Annotated in this window: 14 protein-coding genes; 3 read left to right on the top strand and 11 right to left on the bottom strand. The window is 72.7% G+C overall.

Annotation, left to right across the window (positions count from 1 at the left end):
• Nucleotides 1-243: 243 nt before the first annotated feature.
• The gene (locus QRN89_RS28590) at nucleotides 244-564 is read left to right on the top strand and encodes a hypothetical protein (RefSeq protein WP_290352293.1); all 321 of its coding nucleotides are present in this window, start codon (nucleotides 244-246) and stop codon (nucleotides 562-564) included.
• Nucleotides 513-932 carry a hypothetical protein gene (locus QRN89_RS35960; protein WP_494478361.1) on the top strand — a complete coding sequence of 140 codons (420 nt, stop codon included), beginning with the start codon at nucleotides 513-515 and terminating at the stop codon, nucleotides 930-932. The genes QRN89_RS28590 and QRN89_RS35960 overlap by 52 nt, the downstream gene beginning before the upstream one ends.
• Here QRN89_RS35960 and QRN89_RS28585 read toward each other — a convergent pair.
• The gene (locus QRN89_RS28585) at nucleotides 874-1,488 is read right to left on the bottom strand and encodes a TetR/AcrR family transcriptional regulator (protein ID WP_290352292.1); all 615 of its coding nucleotides are present in this window, start codon (nucleotides 1,486-1,488) and stop codon (nucleotides 874-876) included. The two genes, QRN89_RS35960 and QRN89_RS28585, sit on opposite strands and share 59 nt — an antisense overlap.
• A 5-nt stretch (nucleotides 1,489-1,493) precedes the next feature.
• Nucleotides 1,494-2,921: an amidase gene (locus tag QRN89_RS28580; protein ID WP_290352291.1), complete on the bottom strand. Its 1,428-nt coding sequence runs from the start codon at nucleotides 2,919-2,921 to the stop codon at nucleotides 1,494-1,496.
• A 56-nt stretch (nucleotides 2,922-2,977) separates the two neighbouring features.
• Here QRN89_RS28580 and QRN89_RS28575 point away from each other — a divergent pair, with 56 nt between their 5' ends.
• A complete protein-coding gene (locus QRN89_RS28575; protein ID WP_290352290.1) occupies nucleotides 2,978-3,772 on the top strand; it encodes an SDR family NAD(P)-dependent oxidoreductase in 795 nt (264 codons plus the stop codon).
• Nucleotides 3,773-3,883: 111 nt separating this feature from the next.
• On the opposite strand, the gene QRN89_RS28570 is transcribed toward QRN89_RS28575, so the two are convergent.
• From QRN89_RS28570 to QRN89_RS28530, 9 genes are all read right to left on the bottom strand, one after another.
• On the bottom strand, nucleotides 3,884-5,425 hold the full coding sequence (locus QRN89_RS28570) for an NCS1 family nucleobase:cation symporter-1 (protein ID WP_290352289.1): 1,542 nt from the start codon (nucleotides 5,423-5,425) through the stop codon (nucleotides 3,884-3,886).
• Between the two features lie 54 nt (nucleotides 5,426-5,479).
• Nucleotides 5,480-6,481: a TIGR03842 family LLM class F420-dependent oxidoreductase gene (locus QRN89_RS28565; protein WP_290352288.1), complete on the bottom strand. Its 1,002-nt coding sequence runs from the start codon at nucleotides 6,479-6,481 to the stop codon at nucleotides 5,480-5,482.
• 24 nt (nucleotides 6,482-6,505) lie between these two features.
• Complete coding sequence (gene hydA / locus QRN89_RS28560; protein WP_290352287.1) at nucleotides 6,506-7,909, bottom strand: dihydropyrimidinase; 1,404 nt, start codon at nucleotides 7,907-7,909, stop codon at nucleotides 6,506-6,508.
• 19 nt (nucleotides 7,910-7,928) lie between these two features.
• Nucleotides 7,929-9,209 carry an aspartate aminotransferase family protein gene (locus QRN89_RS28555; protein ID WP_290352286.1) on the bottom strand — a complete coding sequence of 427 codons (1,281 nt, stop codon included), beginning with the start codon at nucleotides 9,207-9,209 and terminating at the stop codon, nucleotides 7,929-7,931.
• On the bottom strand, nucleotides 9,206-10,048 hold the full coding sequence (locus tag QRN89_RS28550; protein WP_290352285.1) for a nitrilase-related carbon-nitrogen hydrolase: 843 nt from the start codon (nucleotides 10,046-10,048) through the stop codon (nucleotides 9,206-9,208). The genes QRN89_RS28555 and QRN89_RS28550 overlap by 4 nt, the downstream gene beginning before the upstream one ends.
• 167 nt (nucleotides 10,049-10,215) lie before the next feature.
• A complete protein-coding gene (locus QRN89_RS28545; RefSeq protein ID WP_290352284.1) occupies nucleotides 10,216-12,060 on the bottom strand; it encodes a hypothetical protein in 1,845 nt (614 codons plus the stop codon).
• Nucleotides 12,061-12,154: 94 nt separating this feature from the next.
• Nucleotides 12,155-12,544: a PPOX class F420-dependent oxidoreductase gene (locus QRN89_RS28540; protein WP_290352283.1), complete on the bottom strand. Its 390-nt coding sequence runs from the start codon at nucleotides 12,542-12,544 to the stop codon at nucleotides 12,155-12,157.
• 110 nt (nucleotides 12,545-12,654) lie between these two features.
• Complete coding sequence (locus tag QRN89_RS28535; protein WP_290352282.1) at nucleotides 12,655-12,906, bottom strand: helix-turn-helix domain-containing protein; 252 nt, start codon at nucleotides 12,904-12,906, stop codon at nucleotides 12,655-12,657.
• A gap of 166 nt (nucleotides 12,907-13,072) precedes the next feature.
• Complete coding sequence (locus QRN89_RS28530; RefSeq protein WP_290352281.1) at nucleotides 13,073-14,308, bottom strand: cytochrome P450; 1,236 nt, start codon at nucleotides 14,306-14,308, stop codon at nucleotides 13,073-13,075.
• Between the last annotated feature and the right edge of the window lie 12 nt (nucleotides 14,309-14,320).

Here is a 14,320-nt window from a genome sequence, read left to right as displayed (position 1 = left end):
GACGCGGTACCGCGCTCGGGGCTCCCGCCGGCGGACGGTCGGCACGTCCCCGGCAGCGTACGCAGCCCGCGCCCGGTGCGGCAGGGGACGCCGGGTTCGTCGTCTCCGGCGGCTGATCGACTCGTTCCGCGCGTCGCGGCCCGACGGACGGCCGGGGCGGACCGGGGGAACCGGCCCGCGCGCAGGACCTCGCGGCCCGGGAACTCACCACGCCCGAGTGGACGGCACGCGTACCGTGAGGGCATGCCAGGACCCGAGGCGTCGCTGCTGCTCTTCGCACGGCTCACCGACGCGCAGTGGGTGGACGTCGAGAGCCGGCAGGGGACGTTCTGCCGGGCCGTCGAACCGGTGCCGGGCGGCGGCCCGGACGTCTGGATCGAGACGGCACTCCCATCGGCGCGGGCCATGCGCCCCGTACGGGCGGCCCGTTCCACCTGGCGGAGGAGAGCGAGGACGTCCTCGCCGGGTACGACTTCGGAGGGATCGAACGGCGGCCGGTACAGGAGATCGTCGTGTCGGCGTACTGCCAGGGCCGGGACAACCACCGGCTCCAGGGGCATGTGACTGCGTCCCCCGCCCGGCGGCTCGGCGCGCTCATCGGCTGCAACGGGCTGCTCGGCCACCGGTACTCCGTCCACGGCGGCGGCCCGGCCCCGGACGCTTCCGCACTGGCGGCGACCCGGGTGGTGGTCCGGGCATCCGCGGGGTGGTGCACGAGGTCCCGTACGCCGCGCGGGGCCACCAGGTCGAGTACACCCACGTGCGCGACGCCGCGTGCATGGAGTCCTGGCTCCGGCACCCGGAGTTCCGGACGGTCAGGGAGCCTCCGGCGTCCGGTCGGCCGGCCCGCGCCGCGCTCGCTGGGCTACTCGCTCAGTGCGCCGCGTCCTCGCTCAGCGCGCCCCGGACGAGCAGGAGCAGGGCGTCGGTGAGCTCCTCGGCGGGCGAGCCGGTGGCCAGGCGGCGGAGCTGGAGGCCGGTGACGAGGGCGACGGTGTGGGCGGCGAGGCGCTGGGGTTCGGGGACGCCGAGGGCCGTGAGGATCTGGACGGCGAGACGGTCGTACGCGCCGAAGCACTCGGCCGCCGCCTCGCGCAGCCGTTCGTCGCGCCCGGCCTGGATGTAGAGCTCGAAGGGCGCGATGTGCTCGCTGTCGAAGACCGTGCCGTCCGCGACCTGGGCGGCGAGCGCGGCCGCGCCGTCGAGGTCGACGCCCTCGGCCTCGCCCGCGTCGGCGAGTTCGGTGAAGCGCCGGGTCTCCTCGCGGACGAAGTGCAGCAGCGACTCGCGCAGCAGCTCGTGCTGGCTGGAGAAGTGGTAGGTGACCGAGCCGAGCGAGACCCCGGCCTCCTTGGCGATCCGCCGGTTGGTGACCGCGGCGATGCCGTCCTGGCCGATGATGCGCAGGACGGCACCGATGATGCGCTGCCGGGTCGGGGGTATGGCGGGCGCGGCGGGCTCCGCGGAGGCACTGGTCTGGCTGGGCATGCGCGTCATTGTTCCACCGGGGCGCTCCACGTCCTCAGCGGGTCGGGGCAGCGCTCGTACCATCGCCGGTCGGCCTCCAGCTGGGCGGCCAGCGAGATCAGCGACTCCTCGGTGCCCTCCGGACCGAGCAGCTGCGCGCCGACGGGCAGTCCGTCGGAGGTGAACCCCGCGGGGACGTTGACACCCGGCCAGCCGAGGACGTTCCAGGGCCACGCGTAGGGGCAGACGGCGGCCATGGCCGCGTTGGTGCGCCAGGCGCTGAGGCCGTCGAAGGTGCCGATGCGCGGCGGGGGTGCGGCGGTGGTCGGCGTCAGCAGCACGTCGTACCTGTCGAACAGCGCGCCGACACGGCGGTGCTGGCGTGCCTCGCGGGCGCGCGCGGCACGCACGACCGGCCCGCTGAGCAGCCTGCCGTTGCGCAGTGCCGTACGGGTGCGCGGGTCGAGCAGTGCGGGCTCGGGGTGGAGGGCCGCGAACTCGGCCACGCCCGCGGTGCCCCGGGAGACGAAGCCGAGGCCCATCAGCCCGTAGCGGGGCCGGGCCTCCTCGACGTGGTGGCCGAGCCGGGCGAGTGTCTCGGCGAGGTCGGCGACGGCCCGTCGCACCTCGGGGTGGGGCCGGGCGCCGCTGAGGGTGAGCGGCGGCCGCCAGGCGAGGGCGATGCGCAGCCGGCCGGGCTCGCGGCGGGCGGCGGCCGAGGCGTCGATGGCGTCGGGCCGGTGCAAGTCCTCCGGGTGGGAGCCCTGGACGGCGTCGAGCAGCAGCGCGGCGTCGGCGACGGTCCGGGCCAGCGGCCCGTTGACCGTGAGTCCGTGGAAGGCGTCGGTATGCGGGTGCAGCGAGACGCGGCCGCGCTGCGGCTTGATGCCGACGAGATGGGTCCAGGCCGCGGGGATGCGGATGGAGCCGCCGCCGTCCGAGCCGAGGGCCGCGGGCACCAGTCCCGCGGCGACGGCGGCCGCGGAGCCGCCGGAGGAACCGCCGGGCGTGTGGTCCGGGGACCACGGGTTGCGGGTGGCGCCGAAGGCGGGGCCCTCGGTGAACGGCCACTGCCCGAGCTCACAGGAGTTGGTCTTGCCGACGACGACGGCGCCGGCCGCGCGCAGCCGCCGTACCGCCTCGCCGTCCGCGACCGCCGGGGCCCTCTCACCGCGGCAGCCGAAGTGGGTGGGCAGCCCGGCCACGTCCGTGTCGTCCTTCACGGCGAGGGGGACGCCGAGCAGCGTTGCCGTCCCGCCCGCCGCGAGGCGCCGGTCGGCGTCCTCGGCCTCGGCGAGGGCGGACTCGGTGCGGACGTGCCGGAAGGCGTTGAGGGTGGGCTGACTGGACTCGATGCGCCTCAGCGCCGCCCGGACCAGCTCCACCGAGGTGGTCTGACCTTCCTTCAGTTTCCGGGCCTGCTCGGCGAGGCCGGAGAAATCCGCTGTGGACATGACCACCCTGTGCTCCTTATCGTTCGTTCGAACGAACAGAACTGGAGGGTAACCAGATGCGCATCAACGGATCAACCGTTCTCCTCACCGGTGTCACCGGCGGCATCGGCACCGCGCTGGCCGCCGAACTGTCCCGGCGGGGCGCCCGGTTGATCCTCACGGGGCGCCGGCGCGACGCAGTCGAGCCGCTGGCCAAGGAGTACGGCGCCCGCGCCGTCGTCGCCGATCTGGCCGACCCGGAGGACGTGGAGCGCCTCGCCGCCGAGGCGGCCGGGACCGAGATCCTGCTGGCCAACGCCGCGCTGCCGTCCAGCGGCGAGTTGCTCGACTACACCCCCGACCAGATCGACCGCGCCCTGGCGGTCAACCTCCGCGCCCCCGCCATGCTGGCCCGGCTGCTCGCCCCGGCCATGGTCGAGGCCCGCCGGGGCCATCTCGTCTTCGTGGGCTCGATCTCGGGCAAGACGGCGACGAAGCACTCCGCGCTCTACAACGCCACCAAGTTCGGTCTGCGGGGCTTCGCGCTCGGACTGAGGCAGGACCTGCACGAGCACGGGGTCGGCGTGTCGCTCGTCCAGCCCGGCTTCGTCCGGGAGGCGGGCATGTTCGCGGCGACCGGGGCCGAGCCGCCCGCGGGTATGCGCACGGTCTCCCCCCGGCAGGTCGTCGCGGGGGTCGTGCGCGCCGTCGAGCGCAACCGGGCCGAAGTGAACGTGGCGCCGCCGGAGATGCGGATCCTCAGCGCGATCGGCGGCCAGTTCCCCGGTTTCTCCGAGCGCGTCCAGCGCCGCTCGGGAGGCGCCGACCGCACGGTCCGCAGGATCGTGGCGGCCCAGCGCGACAGCCGCTGAGGCCCGCCGTCCGGCCCGCCCCGTGTACCACCCCCGTACGGGGCGGGCCCTCTTCACGCCCGGGGCCCGGACCGCTGGGGAGCGGTCCGGGCCCCGGGTCACGCCGGTCCCTCAGCTGTGCCTGCGGCGCTCCGGCAGCATCAGCAGCGTGTACAGCAGCAGCGAGGCTGCGAGCCCCACCGCCCAGCCGTAGTCCGCGAGCGGCTTCAGGAAGGGGATCAGCCCGTCCTCGGGGAACGGACCCTTCCCCGGGGCGGAGTGGGAGCCGCCGATCGCGAGGACCCCGCCGACGCCGAAGGCCAGGACGGCACGCCAGTTCCAGCCGGACGCGTACCAGTAGCGGCCCTCCGGGCGGTAGAGGTCCGCCAGTTCCAGATGGGTGCGGCGGACGATCCAGTAGTCGGCGATCAGGATGCCGGCGACCGTACCGAGCAGTCCGCCGACCAGACCGAGCCAGGTGAAGATGTACAGCTCCGGGGTCTCGGTCAGCTTCCACGGCATGATCAGGACACCGACGACACCCGTGATCAGCGCCCCCGTGCGGAAGGTGACGAACCGCGGTGCGAGGTTCGCCAGGTCGTACGCGGGGGACACGACGTTCGCCGCGATGTTCACGGAGATCGTCGCGATCAGCACGGTCACCAGGGCGAACAGCAGGCCGAAGACGTTGTCCGTCTTGGCGGCGAGCTGCACCGGGTCCCAGATCGGCGCGCCGTAGACGGCCTGGGAGCCGGAGGTGACGAACACCGACAGCAGGGCGAACAGGGTCATGGTCGTGGGCAGGCCCAGCGTCTGGCCCCAGACCTGGGCGCGCTGGCCGGCGCCGAAGCGGGTGAAGTCCGGGATGTTCAGGGACAGTGTGGACCAGAAGGCGATCATCCCCATGAGGGAGGGGAAGAACACCGGCCAGAAGTCGTCCCCCCAGCCGAGCTTGGAGGGCTGGTCGAGCAGCGGGCCGAAGCCGCCGGCCTTCATCGCGATCCAGACCAGCAGCACCAGCGCGCCGACGATCACGAACGGGGCCGCCCAGTTCTCGAAGCGGCGCAGTGTCTCCATGCCCCGGTAGATGATGGCGAGTTCCACCACCCAGAAGACGAGGAAGCAGAGCCACAGCGTCCAGGGCTGGCCGGCGATCTCGGCGGCCTCCGTCCAGCCGCCGAAGATGGTGCCGAGCAGGATGAAGATGCCCTGTCCGCCGATCCACGTCTGGATGCCGAACCAGGCACAGGCGACGGCGGCTCTGATCAGAGCCGGGAGATTGGCGCCGCGCAGTCCGAAGGAGGCGCGGGCCAGCACCGGGAAGGGGATGCCGTACTTGGGACCGGCGTGGCCGGTGAGGAGCATCGGGAACAGCACGATCACATTGGCCAGCGCGATGGTGAACACGGCCTGTTTCCAGTCCATGCCGAGCGCGACGAGCCCGGAGGCGAGCAGCCAGGACGGGATGTTGTGGGCCATCCCGACCCACAGGGCGGCGAAGTTGTACGTGGTCCAGTGGCGGTTGGCGAGCGGTACGGGAAGCAGGTCGTTGTTGACGAAGCGGCCTCCGGCGGGGATCGCGCCGGGCACGAGTTCCACCCGGCCCTGGGCGTCGATGTGCTGGCCGGAGTCGGAAGGGGACGGGGAGGATGCCGGGGGAACGGTCGCGGTCATGGCCTTGACCCTTCAGCAGAGGTCGGGCGGTCGCGTGGGGGAGTTCGGTGCCCGTCAGCGGGTGAGTGCGGGGATGATCTCCGCGCCGTAGGCGTCGATCGTCGCTTCCTTCGCGTCGTGCATGTTGTAGACGGCGAACTGGTCCACGCCCAGGTCCCGCAGCGCCCGCAGTTTCTCGATGTGCGCGGAGGGCGGGCCCAGCAGGCAGAACCGGTCGACGATCTCGTCGGGCACGAAGTCGGTGGACGGGTTCCCGGCCCGGCCGTGGTGGCTGTAGTCGTACCCCTGCCGCTCCTTGATGTAGGCGGTCAGGGCCTCCGGCACCATGTCCGAGTGCTCCCCGTAGCGCGAGACCAGGTCGGCGACGTGGTTGCCGACCATCCCCCCGAACCAGCGGCACTGGTCGCGGGCGTGGGCGAGGTCGTCACCCACGTACGCCGGCGCGGCCACGCAGACGGTGATCGCGTCCGGGTCGCGTCCGGCCCCGGCGGCCGCCTCCCGCACGGCCTTGACCATCCACTCGGTGAGGTAGAGGTCGGCGAGCTGGAGGATGAAGCCGTCGGCCTTCTGCCCGGCGAGGGCGAGTGCCTTCGGCCCGTACGCCGCCATCCACACGGGCAGTTTCCCGTCCCGTACCCACGGGATCCGGACGGGCTGCCCGTCCACGACCGCCTCACGGCCCTCGGCGAGATCGCGGATGACCCCGATCGCCTCGCCCAGCCGGGCCAGGGTGTTGGGGCTGCGCCCGGCCACGCGCATCGCGGAGTCGCCGCGGCCGATGCCGCATACGGTGCGGTTGCCGAACATGTCGTTCAGGGTGGCGAAGGTCGAGGCCGTCACCTCCCACGTCCGGGTCCCGGGATTGGTGACCATCGGGCCGACGTGCATCTTCTGTGTGTGTTCAAGGATCTGGCTGTAGACGACGAACGGCTCCTGCCACAGGACCGCCGAGTCGAACGTCCAGCCGTAGCGGAAGCCGTTGCGTTCCGCGCGCCGCATCAGACCGACGACCGCCGAAGCGGGCGGGTCCGTCTGCAGGACGAGTCCGAAGTCCACCGGGACCTCCTGGGTCGGGTTCCGCTAGTTCAGGTACTGGCAGGTCGAGCGGGGGGTGAACACGCCGTGTCCGGCCCGGCCGGTGAACTCCCGTCCGTCGATGACCACTTCGCCCCGTGAGAGCACGGTCTCGACCCGGCCGGTGATCCGCCTGCCCTCGTAGGCCGAGTAGTCGACGTTCATGTGGTGGGTCTCGGCGGAGAGGACCTGCTCCGCGTGCGGGTCGTACACGACGATGTCGGCGTCGGCGCCCGGCGCGATGGTGCCCTTCTTGGGGTAGAGGCCGAACATCCGGGCGGGTGCGGCGCAGGCGATCTCGATCCAGCGGCGGCGCGAGATGTGGCCGTCGAGGACCGCCTGGTGCAGCAGGTCCATCCGGTTCTCCACGCCCGGCAGCCCGTTGGGGATCTTGGAGAAGTCGCCGCGGCCGAGGTCCTTCTGGCCGGAGAAGCAGAACGGGCAGTGGTCGGTGGAGACGACCTGGAGGTCGTCGGTCCGCAGCCCGCGCCACAGTGCGGCCTGGTGCTCCTTGGGCCGCAGCGGTGTGCTGCAGACGTACTTGGCGCCCTCGAAGTCCGGTTCGGCGAGGTTGTCCGTGGACAGGAACAGGTACTGCGGGCAGGTCTCGCCGAAGACCGGGAGTCCCTTGTCACGGGCGGCGGCGAGCTCCGCGACGGCCTCCTCGGCCGAGACGTGGACGACGTACAGCGGGGCGCCGGCGACCCGGGCGAGCTGGACGGCCCGGTGCGTGGCCTCGGCCTCCAGCAGCACCTTGCGGACCTCGCCGTGGTAGCGGGGGTCGGTCTCGCCGCGCGCCAGGGCCTGTTCGACGAGGACGTCGATCGCGATGCCGTTCTCCGCGTGCATCATGATCAGCCCGCCGTTGGCGGTGCCGCGCTGCATGGCGCGCAGGATCTGCCCGTCGTCGCTGTAGAAGACGCCGGGGTAGGCCATGAACAGCTTGAAGGAGGTGACGCCCTCCTCGACGAGCAGGTCCATCTCCTTCAGCGACGACTCGTCGACGTCGGAGAGGATCATGTGGAAGCCGTAGTCGATCGCGCACTTGCCGTCGGCCTTGGCGTACCAGGCATCGAGTCCTTCGCGCAGGCTCTGGCCCTTGGTCTGGACGGCGAAGTCGACGATGGTGGTGGTGCCGCCCCAGGCGGCGGCGCGGGTGCCGGTCTCGAAGGTGTCGGACGCGAAGGTGCCGCCGAACGGCAGTTCCATGTGGGTGTGCGCGTCGACCCCGCCGGGGATGACGTACTTCCCGGTGGCATCGATGGTGCGGTCGGCGGTCCAGCTCTCGGCGGCGGTGGACCCGTGGGCGGCGAGGGCGGCGACGCGGCCGTCCTCGACCAGGACGTCGGCGTGGGTCTCGTCGGCGGCCGTGAGGACGAGTCCGCCGCGGATCAGTGTGCGGTTGCTCATGGTCTTCCCCTCGCGTGGACTAGAGGCTGCGCAGGGTGCGTTCGAGGATCGAGGCGCCCTCTTCCGCCTCGGCGACGGTGAGGGACATCGGTGGCGCGATCCTCAGCACGCTGGTGTTGTGGCCGCCGCCCTTCCCGATGAGCAGTCCGCCTTCGCGAGCGGCTTCGAGCACGGCGGCGGCGGCCTCCGGGGACGCCTCGTCCGTGCCGGGCCGGACCAGTTCGATGCCGATCATCAGTCCGCGTCCGCGCACCTCGCGCACGGCGGGGACCCCGGCCGTGATGGCGCGGAGCCGTTCGATGAGCAGCCCGCCGACGCGCCGCGCGTTGCCCTGCAGGTCGTGCTCCAGCAGGTACGAGAGGTTCGCGAGGCCCGCGGCCGCGGTGACGGGTGAACCGCCGAACGTGGAGATGGAGTTGGCGTCGATGCAGTTCATCACCTCGGCCCGGGCCACGACGCCGCCCAGCGACATCCCGTTGCCGATGCCCTTGGCGAAGGTGAGGATGTCCGGCGGGCCGTTCTCCGCGTGCGCCTGCCAGCCCCAGAAGTGCTCGCCCGTCCGGCCCCAGCCGGTCTGCACCTCGTCGGCGATCCACAGGATCCCGTGGCGGTCGAGGACTTCGCGGAACGCGGCGTACAGCCCGTCGGGCGGGGAGGTGAAGCCGCCGACGCCCTGGATCGGCTCGGCGATCAGCGCGGCCACGTCGTGGGTGTGGCCGAGCAGGTCCTCCAGGTCGGCGACGCACGCCTCGACGAACTGGGCGTCGGAGAGCCCCGCGTAGGGACCGCGGGTGCGCATGCCCCCGTGCACGTACAGGGTCTGCACCGGGGAGAGCGTCGTCGGCGACCACGAGCGGTTGCCGGTGATGGAGACCGCCGAGAAGGAACGGCCGTGGTAGCTGTTGCGCATGGCCAGGATCTGGCCGGACCTGCGGTACGCGGTGGCCAGCAGCAGGGCGGTGTCGTTGGCCTCGGTGCCCGAGGTGGTGAAGAAGACCCGGGCGTCGGGGATCCCGGACAGGGCGGCGATGCGCTCGGCCAGCTCCACCATGGGGCGGTTGAGGTAGAGCGTCGAGGAGTGGATGATCCGCCCGGCCTGCTCGCTGACCGCCTTGGTGACCTCGGGGAGGGCGTGGGCGGTCATGGTGGTGAGGATGCCGCCGAAGAAGTCGAGGTAGCGGTTGCCGTCCGCGTCCCAGACGTGCCGCCCCTCCCCGTGGGTGATCTCCATGGGCTGCCGGTAGTAGAGCGCGACCCAGTCGGGGATGACGGCACGGTGCCGCTCGTACAGGTCGTTCACGGCTGGACCAGCCCTTCGTACGCGTCGGGCCGGCGGTCCCGGTAGAAGGCCCACTGCTGCCGCACCTCGTCGATCAGGCCGAAGTCGAGGTCCCTGACGATCAGTTCCTCCTCCTTGTCGCTGGCGACGTCTCCGACGAACTGGCCGCGCGGGTCGACGAAGTAGCTGGTGCCGTAGAAGTCGTTGTCGCCGTACTCCTCCTGGCCGACCCGGTTGATGGCGGCGATGAAGTACTCGTTGGCGACCGCCGCGGCGGGCTGCTCCAGCTGCCAGAGGTACGCGGACAGGCCCCGGGAGGTTGCCGACGGGTTGTAGACCAACTGGGCTCCGCCGAGTCCGAGTTGGCGCCAGCCCTCCGGGAAGTGGCGGTCGTAGCAGATGTAGACGCCGACCCTGCCGACCGCGGTGTCGAAGACCGGCCAGCCCGCGTTGCCGGGCCTGAAGTAGTACTTCTCCCAGAATCCCTTGACCTGGGGGATGTGGTGCTTGCGGTACTTGCCGAGATAGCTGCCGTCGGCGTCGATCACCGCGGCGGTGTTGTAGTAGAAGCCGGAGTCCTCGACCTCGAAGACGGGGACGACGATCACCATCCCGGTCTCCCTGGCGAGGTCCCGCATGCGCAGCACCGTGGGGCCGTCGGGCACGGGTTCCGCCCAGCGGTAGTGCTCCGGCTCCTGCACCTGGCAGAAGTAGGGGGCGTTGAAGACCTCCTGGAACCCGATGACCTTGGCACCCTGCCGGGCCGCCTCGCGGGCGTGCTCCTCATGCTTGGCGATCATGGATTCGGTGTCGCCGGTCCAGGTGGCCTGGACGAGTGCGGCGCGTACGACGTTGGTCATGAGCTGCTCCTTCGACAAGACGTCAGAGCCTCTACGCACGTAGACGCGATGCGTAGGAGGAGAACGTAAGCCCCGTCACACACTGGGGCAAGACCATCGTCGTCAACCCGCAGTGTCGATCATGTTTCGCACCCGAGCGGTCGACATACAGCGTATACCGTACTTTTTCAGGCGCTGATGAGACCCGCAACGCGCAAGGCGTGCACCAGATCGCGCTCACAGCCGGGCGACACCGCGCGGGCGGCGGAGAGCAGTTGCGGGACGAGGCGGCGCGGGTCGGCGGTGGCGATCCGCGCGCCGTCCGCCGGGCTGCGGACCCGGAGGAAGGCCGCGAGCAGGGCGTCCGCCTCGGCGAGCGCTCCTGCGTCGCCGAGCGCGAGGACGGCATCGGCGATCTCGTCGGGGGGGCGGGCGACGCCCTGGCGCAGGAGCCGGCCGCAGTCGTCGTCGCGACCCGCTCCGGCGAGGGCGCCGGCGGCCTCCGCGAGCCGTTCCGGCGGCAGCGAGGCCACCTCCCAGAGGAGCGTGGGCCAGTCGGCACCGAGACCGGAACGGTGCATCTCGGCGGCGAGCACGGGGAGCCGGGCCGAAGGCCCCGACGCGGCCTCGCACAGCAGGACGTGGGCCTCACCCCCGCGGCCCTCGGCCCGCAGCCGCCGGAGCGTGGCGACGGTCGCGAGGGCGGCACGGCGGTCCTCCTCGCCGGCGGGCGCCGCCGAGCCCGGGCCGGTCGCCGCGGTCGGCTCCGCCTCCGCTCCCCCGCCGAACCGCGCGCCGCGCGGCCGCACGGCGGCGACGGGCAGTTCGGGCACGCCGGGCACGGGAACGGGCTCGCCCGCACTCTCCTCCGCGTCGTCGAGCCAGGCGTACCGGGCCCCGCGCGGCCGCCGTTTGCTCCCTCTGCGGGCTTCCCGCCCGGGAGCGCGCCGCTCCTCGGACGAGCCGTCCCCGAAGGGCTGCGGTGGCCCTGCCCCGTCCGCCCCCGGACGGGCCCACGCCCCGGGATCGGGGGAGGCCGCATCCGTTCCGGCCCACTCCCGACCGGCGTCCGCGTCCGCCCCGTCCGACACGTCCGCCCTGTGCGCCCCGTCCGCCCTGTCGGGCCCGGAATCAGCCCCACCGTCCGGACCTTCGGCCACTGCGGCCGCTCTGCTCCAGCCGCCCCCGTCCGCCCCGCCCACCGCGGGGCCGCCCCACGCCCCAGGACCGCGCGCGGCGGCAGTCGTTCCGGCCCACCCCCGACCGGCGTCCCCGTCCGCCCTGTGCGCACCGTCCGACACGTCCGCCCTGTCAGGCCCGTCCGGCCCGGGTCGTGCCGCCACCGCGAAGTGCCCCGTGCCATGCCCCTGTCCGGCCCACGGCTCCGGCGCCGGCCCCGTGCCGCCCCGCTCCGCGCCCGAGAGCGCGTCGCGGTCGTGCGCCGTCTCGGGTGGTCCGGACACCCCGGCTACCGGTCCGGGGTGGACCGGCCCGGGGGCCGGGCCCCGGACGTACGGCGCCGCCCCGGAGGGGAGTCCGGGAGGAGGGGCCAGCGCCGCGATGCGGGTGGCGAGTTCGGCGCAGCGGGCGGTAGCGCGGGTGTGGTCGTCGTTGGCCCAGGAGAGGTCGTGGGCGAGCTCCCGGTACACAGGGGTGCCCTCGGGGACGGCGGCGAGCCGGTGCAGCAGGTCCCGGCCGCGTCCGGCCGCGCGGGCCTGTTCGCGGCGCATCAGTTCCAGCCGTTCCCGGAGGGCTTCGCCGCCACCGGGGCGGCGGTCGTGGACGGCCGCCGCCGCGGAATGCAGTCCGCGGGCGTGCGCCGTCTCCTCGTCGTCCGCCGCGAGGTCCTGGAGGAGCGACGCCACCACGTCCCACGGCGGGATCTCCGCGCCCCGCAGACAGGCCGTCAGTCCGTCGGGGTCGCGGCGCAGGAACACCCCGTACCAGCCGCTTCCCGGGTCGAGGCGCCCCGTCACCGCTCTGAGGTACCGCGCGAAACCGTCGACCTGGCCGGGGAGTTGATGCGCCGCCATTGCCTGCTCGCTCTCCGCTTCGGGTTCGCAGGCATTCGACCCCAGCCGTGTTACGGGACGGCTACGCGCAGTTTTCGCGGGCGGTGCGGATCGCTCAACGTGTCCGGAGCGTCACTGCGATGCCGGTGTGGGGGCGCTTGCCGAGCCGTACGACCGCCGCGGGGACGTCGACGAGCCAGAACTGCCAGGTGTACTTGCGGCTCAGCAGCTTCCTGACCCTCCCGAGTTCGGCGCCGTCGAGCAGCCGCGCCGTACCGTCCGCCGTCTCGGCCCCTTCCTCGACCCTGCCGCGCACATCGCACGCCGTCACGGTGACCCGGTCGTCCCTGCGCAGACGCTTGATCTTCCAGGAGTCGGAGCGGGTCCACACGTACAGTTCACCGCCGTCGACGGCGAACCACACGGGAGTGGCGACGCCCGTCCCGTCCTTCCGGAAGGTCGTGAGGCTGATGTACTTCGCGCGGTCGAGCTGCTGGAGATCCACGGGCGCGAGACTACGCCCCGGGGCACCGCGCGGGCATCCCGGACCGGCACCGAGCCGGTCGACGCGGGGCCCCGCCCGCCCGGGCACTCGCCGTGGGACCCGCCGGAGGCTCACACGGGGGCGAGCGCGCAGCGCGTCACCAGGTCGTCCATGGACAGTCCGAGCGCGCCGGCCAGGGCCGCCACGGTGAAGAACGCGGGCGTCGGCGCGCGGCCCGTCTCGATCTTGCGCAGCGTCTCGGCGGAGATCCCCGCGGCGGCGGCCACCTCCACCATGCTCCGGGGACCTCGGGTCTCACGCAGCAACCGCCCGAGGCGCTCGCCGCGTTCGCGTTCTTCGGGGGTCAGGGGCGCACGAACCATGCCGTCATTCTAATACCGGCACGACCGGCACGACCGGCACGACCGGCACGACCGGCGCGACCGGCGCGACCGGCGCGACCGGCACGGCGCGAGGGCGCGAGGGCGCGACTGGGAGCGGGACCGTCCCCGCCCTGCCCCGCCGCCCGCCCAGCGACGGCGTCCGCCCTCACGGTCTGATGTCGTCGCAGGCGATCGGCAGATGACGGGGGCCGCGCAGCACCGCGTTCCTGCGGTACTCGGGCGGGTCCTCGAGCAGCCGGGGGTTGACCAGTCTGCGGGCGAGTTCGCTCAGTGCGAGCTGCGCCTCCTGCCGGGCGAGGGGCGCGCCGAAGCAGCTGTGGATGCCGCTGCCGAAGCCCAGGTGCTCGATGTCCGCGCGGTCCGGGTCGAAACGGTCGGGGTCCTCGAAGCGCATCGGGTCGCGGTTGCCGGCGGCCACCACCAGCCACAGCGAGGCGCCCTTCGGGATGGTGACCCCGCCGATCTCGATGTCCGCGAGGGTCGTGCGGTTCGGCACCAGCTGGACCGGCGGCTCGAAGCGCAGCAGTTCCTCCACGAGCGGGACGGACAGGCCCGGGTCCTCCCGCAGCCGGTCGAGCACCTCCGGGTTGCGCAGCAGCGTCAGCATGCCGTTGGTGATCAGGTTCACCGTCGTCTCGTGTCCGGCGATCAGCAGCAGCGCGGCGGTGCTGAGCAGTTCCATCGTCGTCATCGAACCGTCCGGCCCCTTGAGGGTGGCCAGTTCGGAGAGCATGTCCTGCTGCGGGTTCTTGCGCCGCTCCTCGATCAGCCCGGCCAGATACATGCCCAGCTCCGTACGGGCCTTCTGGGCGATCTTGTTCCGCTCGGTCGGGTCCTCCCCGGGCATCGGGTCGAGGCTGGCCGCGAGGGTGTCGGCCCAGCCGTGGAAGCGGGACTCGTCCTCGCGCGGCACCCCGAGCAGCCGGCAGATCACGGTCACGGGGAACGGGTACGAGAACTGCTCGACGAGGTCGATCCGGTCCGTACCGCCGATGCCGGCGATGAGGTCCGAGACGATCCCACCCAGTTCGCCGCGCATCTCGTGGACCCGGCGCGGCTCGTGGGGCGGCCCGAAGGACGTGTTCGTCATGCGGCGCAGCCGGTCGTGCTCCGGGGGGTCGAGCCGGATGAAGCTGGGCGGCAGTGCGGTCTCCTCCTCCTGCTGCGGGAGGTCGGGACCGGCGGCCTGGGTCATGTTGCGGGCGTCGGAGCTGACCCGGGGGTCGTGCAGGAGGCTCAGGATCTCGTGGTAGGTGCTCACGACGTACGCACCGTCGCCGTCGTTGAGCACCGGCGTCTTCCGGAGCTCCGCGTACAGGGGGTACGGGTCGTGGCGGTTCTCGTAGTCGAGGATCTGCCGCAGCAGGCTGCCTTCAGTCATGACGGGTCCTTG

It is taken from the genome of Streptomyces sp. HUAS CB01, from assembly GCF_030406905.1.
In the GTDB taxonomy this organism is placed as follows: Bacteria; Actinomycetota; Actinomycetes; order Streptomycetales; family Streptomycetaceae; genus Streptomyces; species Streptomyces chengbuensis.
Note: the sequence above shows the minus strand (reverse complement) of the source record. Positions and strands in the feature narration are given on the sequence as shown.

What these genes read in the sequence shown, in the direction of transcription:
- QRN89_RS28570 (WP_290352289.1), bottom strand. Translation starts at nt 5,425, where the DNA reads ATGACCGCGACCGTTCCCCCGGCATCCTCCCCGTCCCCTTCCGACTCC.
- hydA (WP_290352287.1), bottom strand. Translation starts at nt 7,909, where the DNA reads ATGAGCAACCGCACACTGATCCGCGGCGGACTCGTCCTCACGGCCGCC.
- QRN89_RS28590 (WP_290352293.1), top strand. Translation starts at nt 244, where the DNA reads ATGCCAGGACCCGAGGCGTCGCTGCTGCTCTTCGCACGGCTCACCGAC.
- QRN89_RS28585 (WP_290352292.1), bottom strand. Translation starts at nt 1,488, where the DNA reads ATGCCCAGCCAGACCAGTGCCTCCGCGGAGCCCGCCGCGCCCGCCATA.
- QRN89_RS28545 (WP_290352284.1), bottom strand. Translation starts at nt 12,060, where the DNA reads ATGGCGGCGCATCAACTCCCCGGCCAGGTCGACGGTTTCGCGCGGTAC.
- QRN89_RS28575 (WP_290352290.1), top strand. Translation starts at nt 2,978, where the DNA reads ATGCGCATCAACGGATCAACCGTTCTCCTCACCGGTGTCACCGGCGGC.
- QRN89_RS28530 (WP_290352281.1), bottom strand. Translation starts at nt 14,308, where the DNA reads ATGACTGAAGGCAGCCTGCTGCGGCAGATCCTCGACTACGAGAACCGC.
- QRN89_RS28550 (WP_290352285.1), bottom strand. Translation starts at nt 10,048, where the DNA reads ATGACCAACGTCGTACGCGCCGCACTCGTCCAGGCCACCTGGACCGGC.
- QRN89_RS28580 (WP_290352291.1), bottom strand. Translation starts at nt 2,921, where the DNA reads ATGTCCACAGCGGATTTCTCCGGCCTCGCCGAGCAGGCCCGGAAACTG.
- QRN89_RS28535 (WP_290352282.1), bottom strand. Translation starts at nt 12,906, where the DNA reads ATGGTTCGTGCGCCCCTGACCCCCGAAGAACGCGAACGCGGCGAGCGC.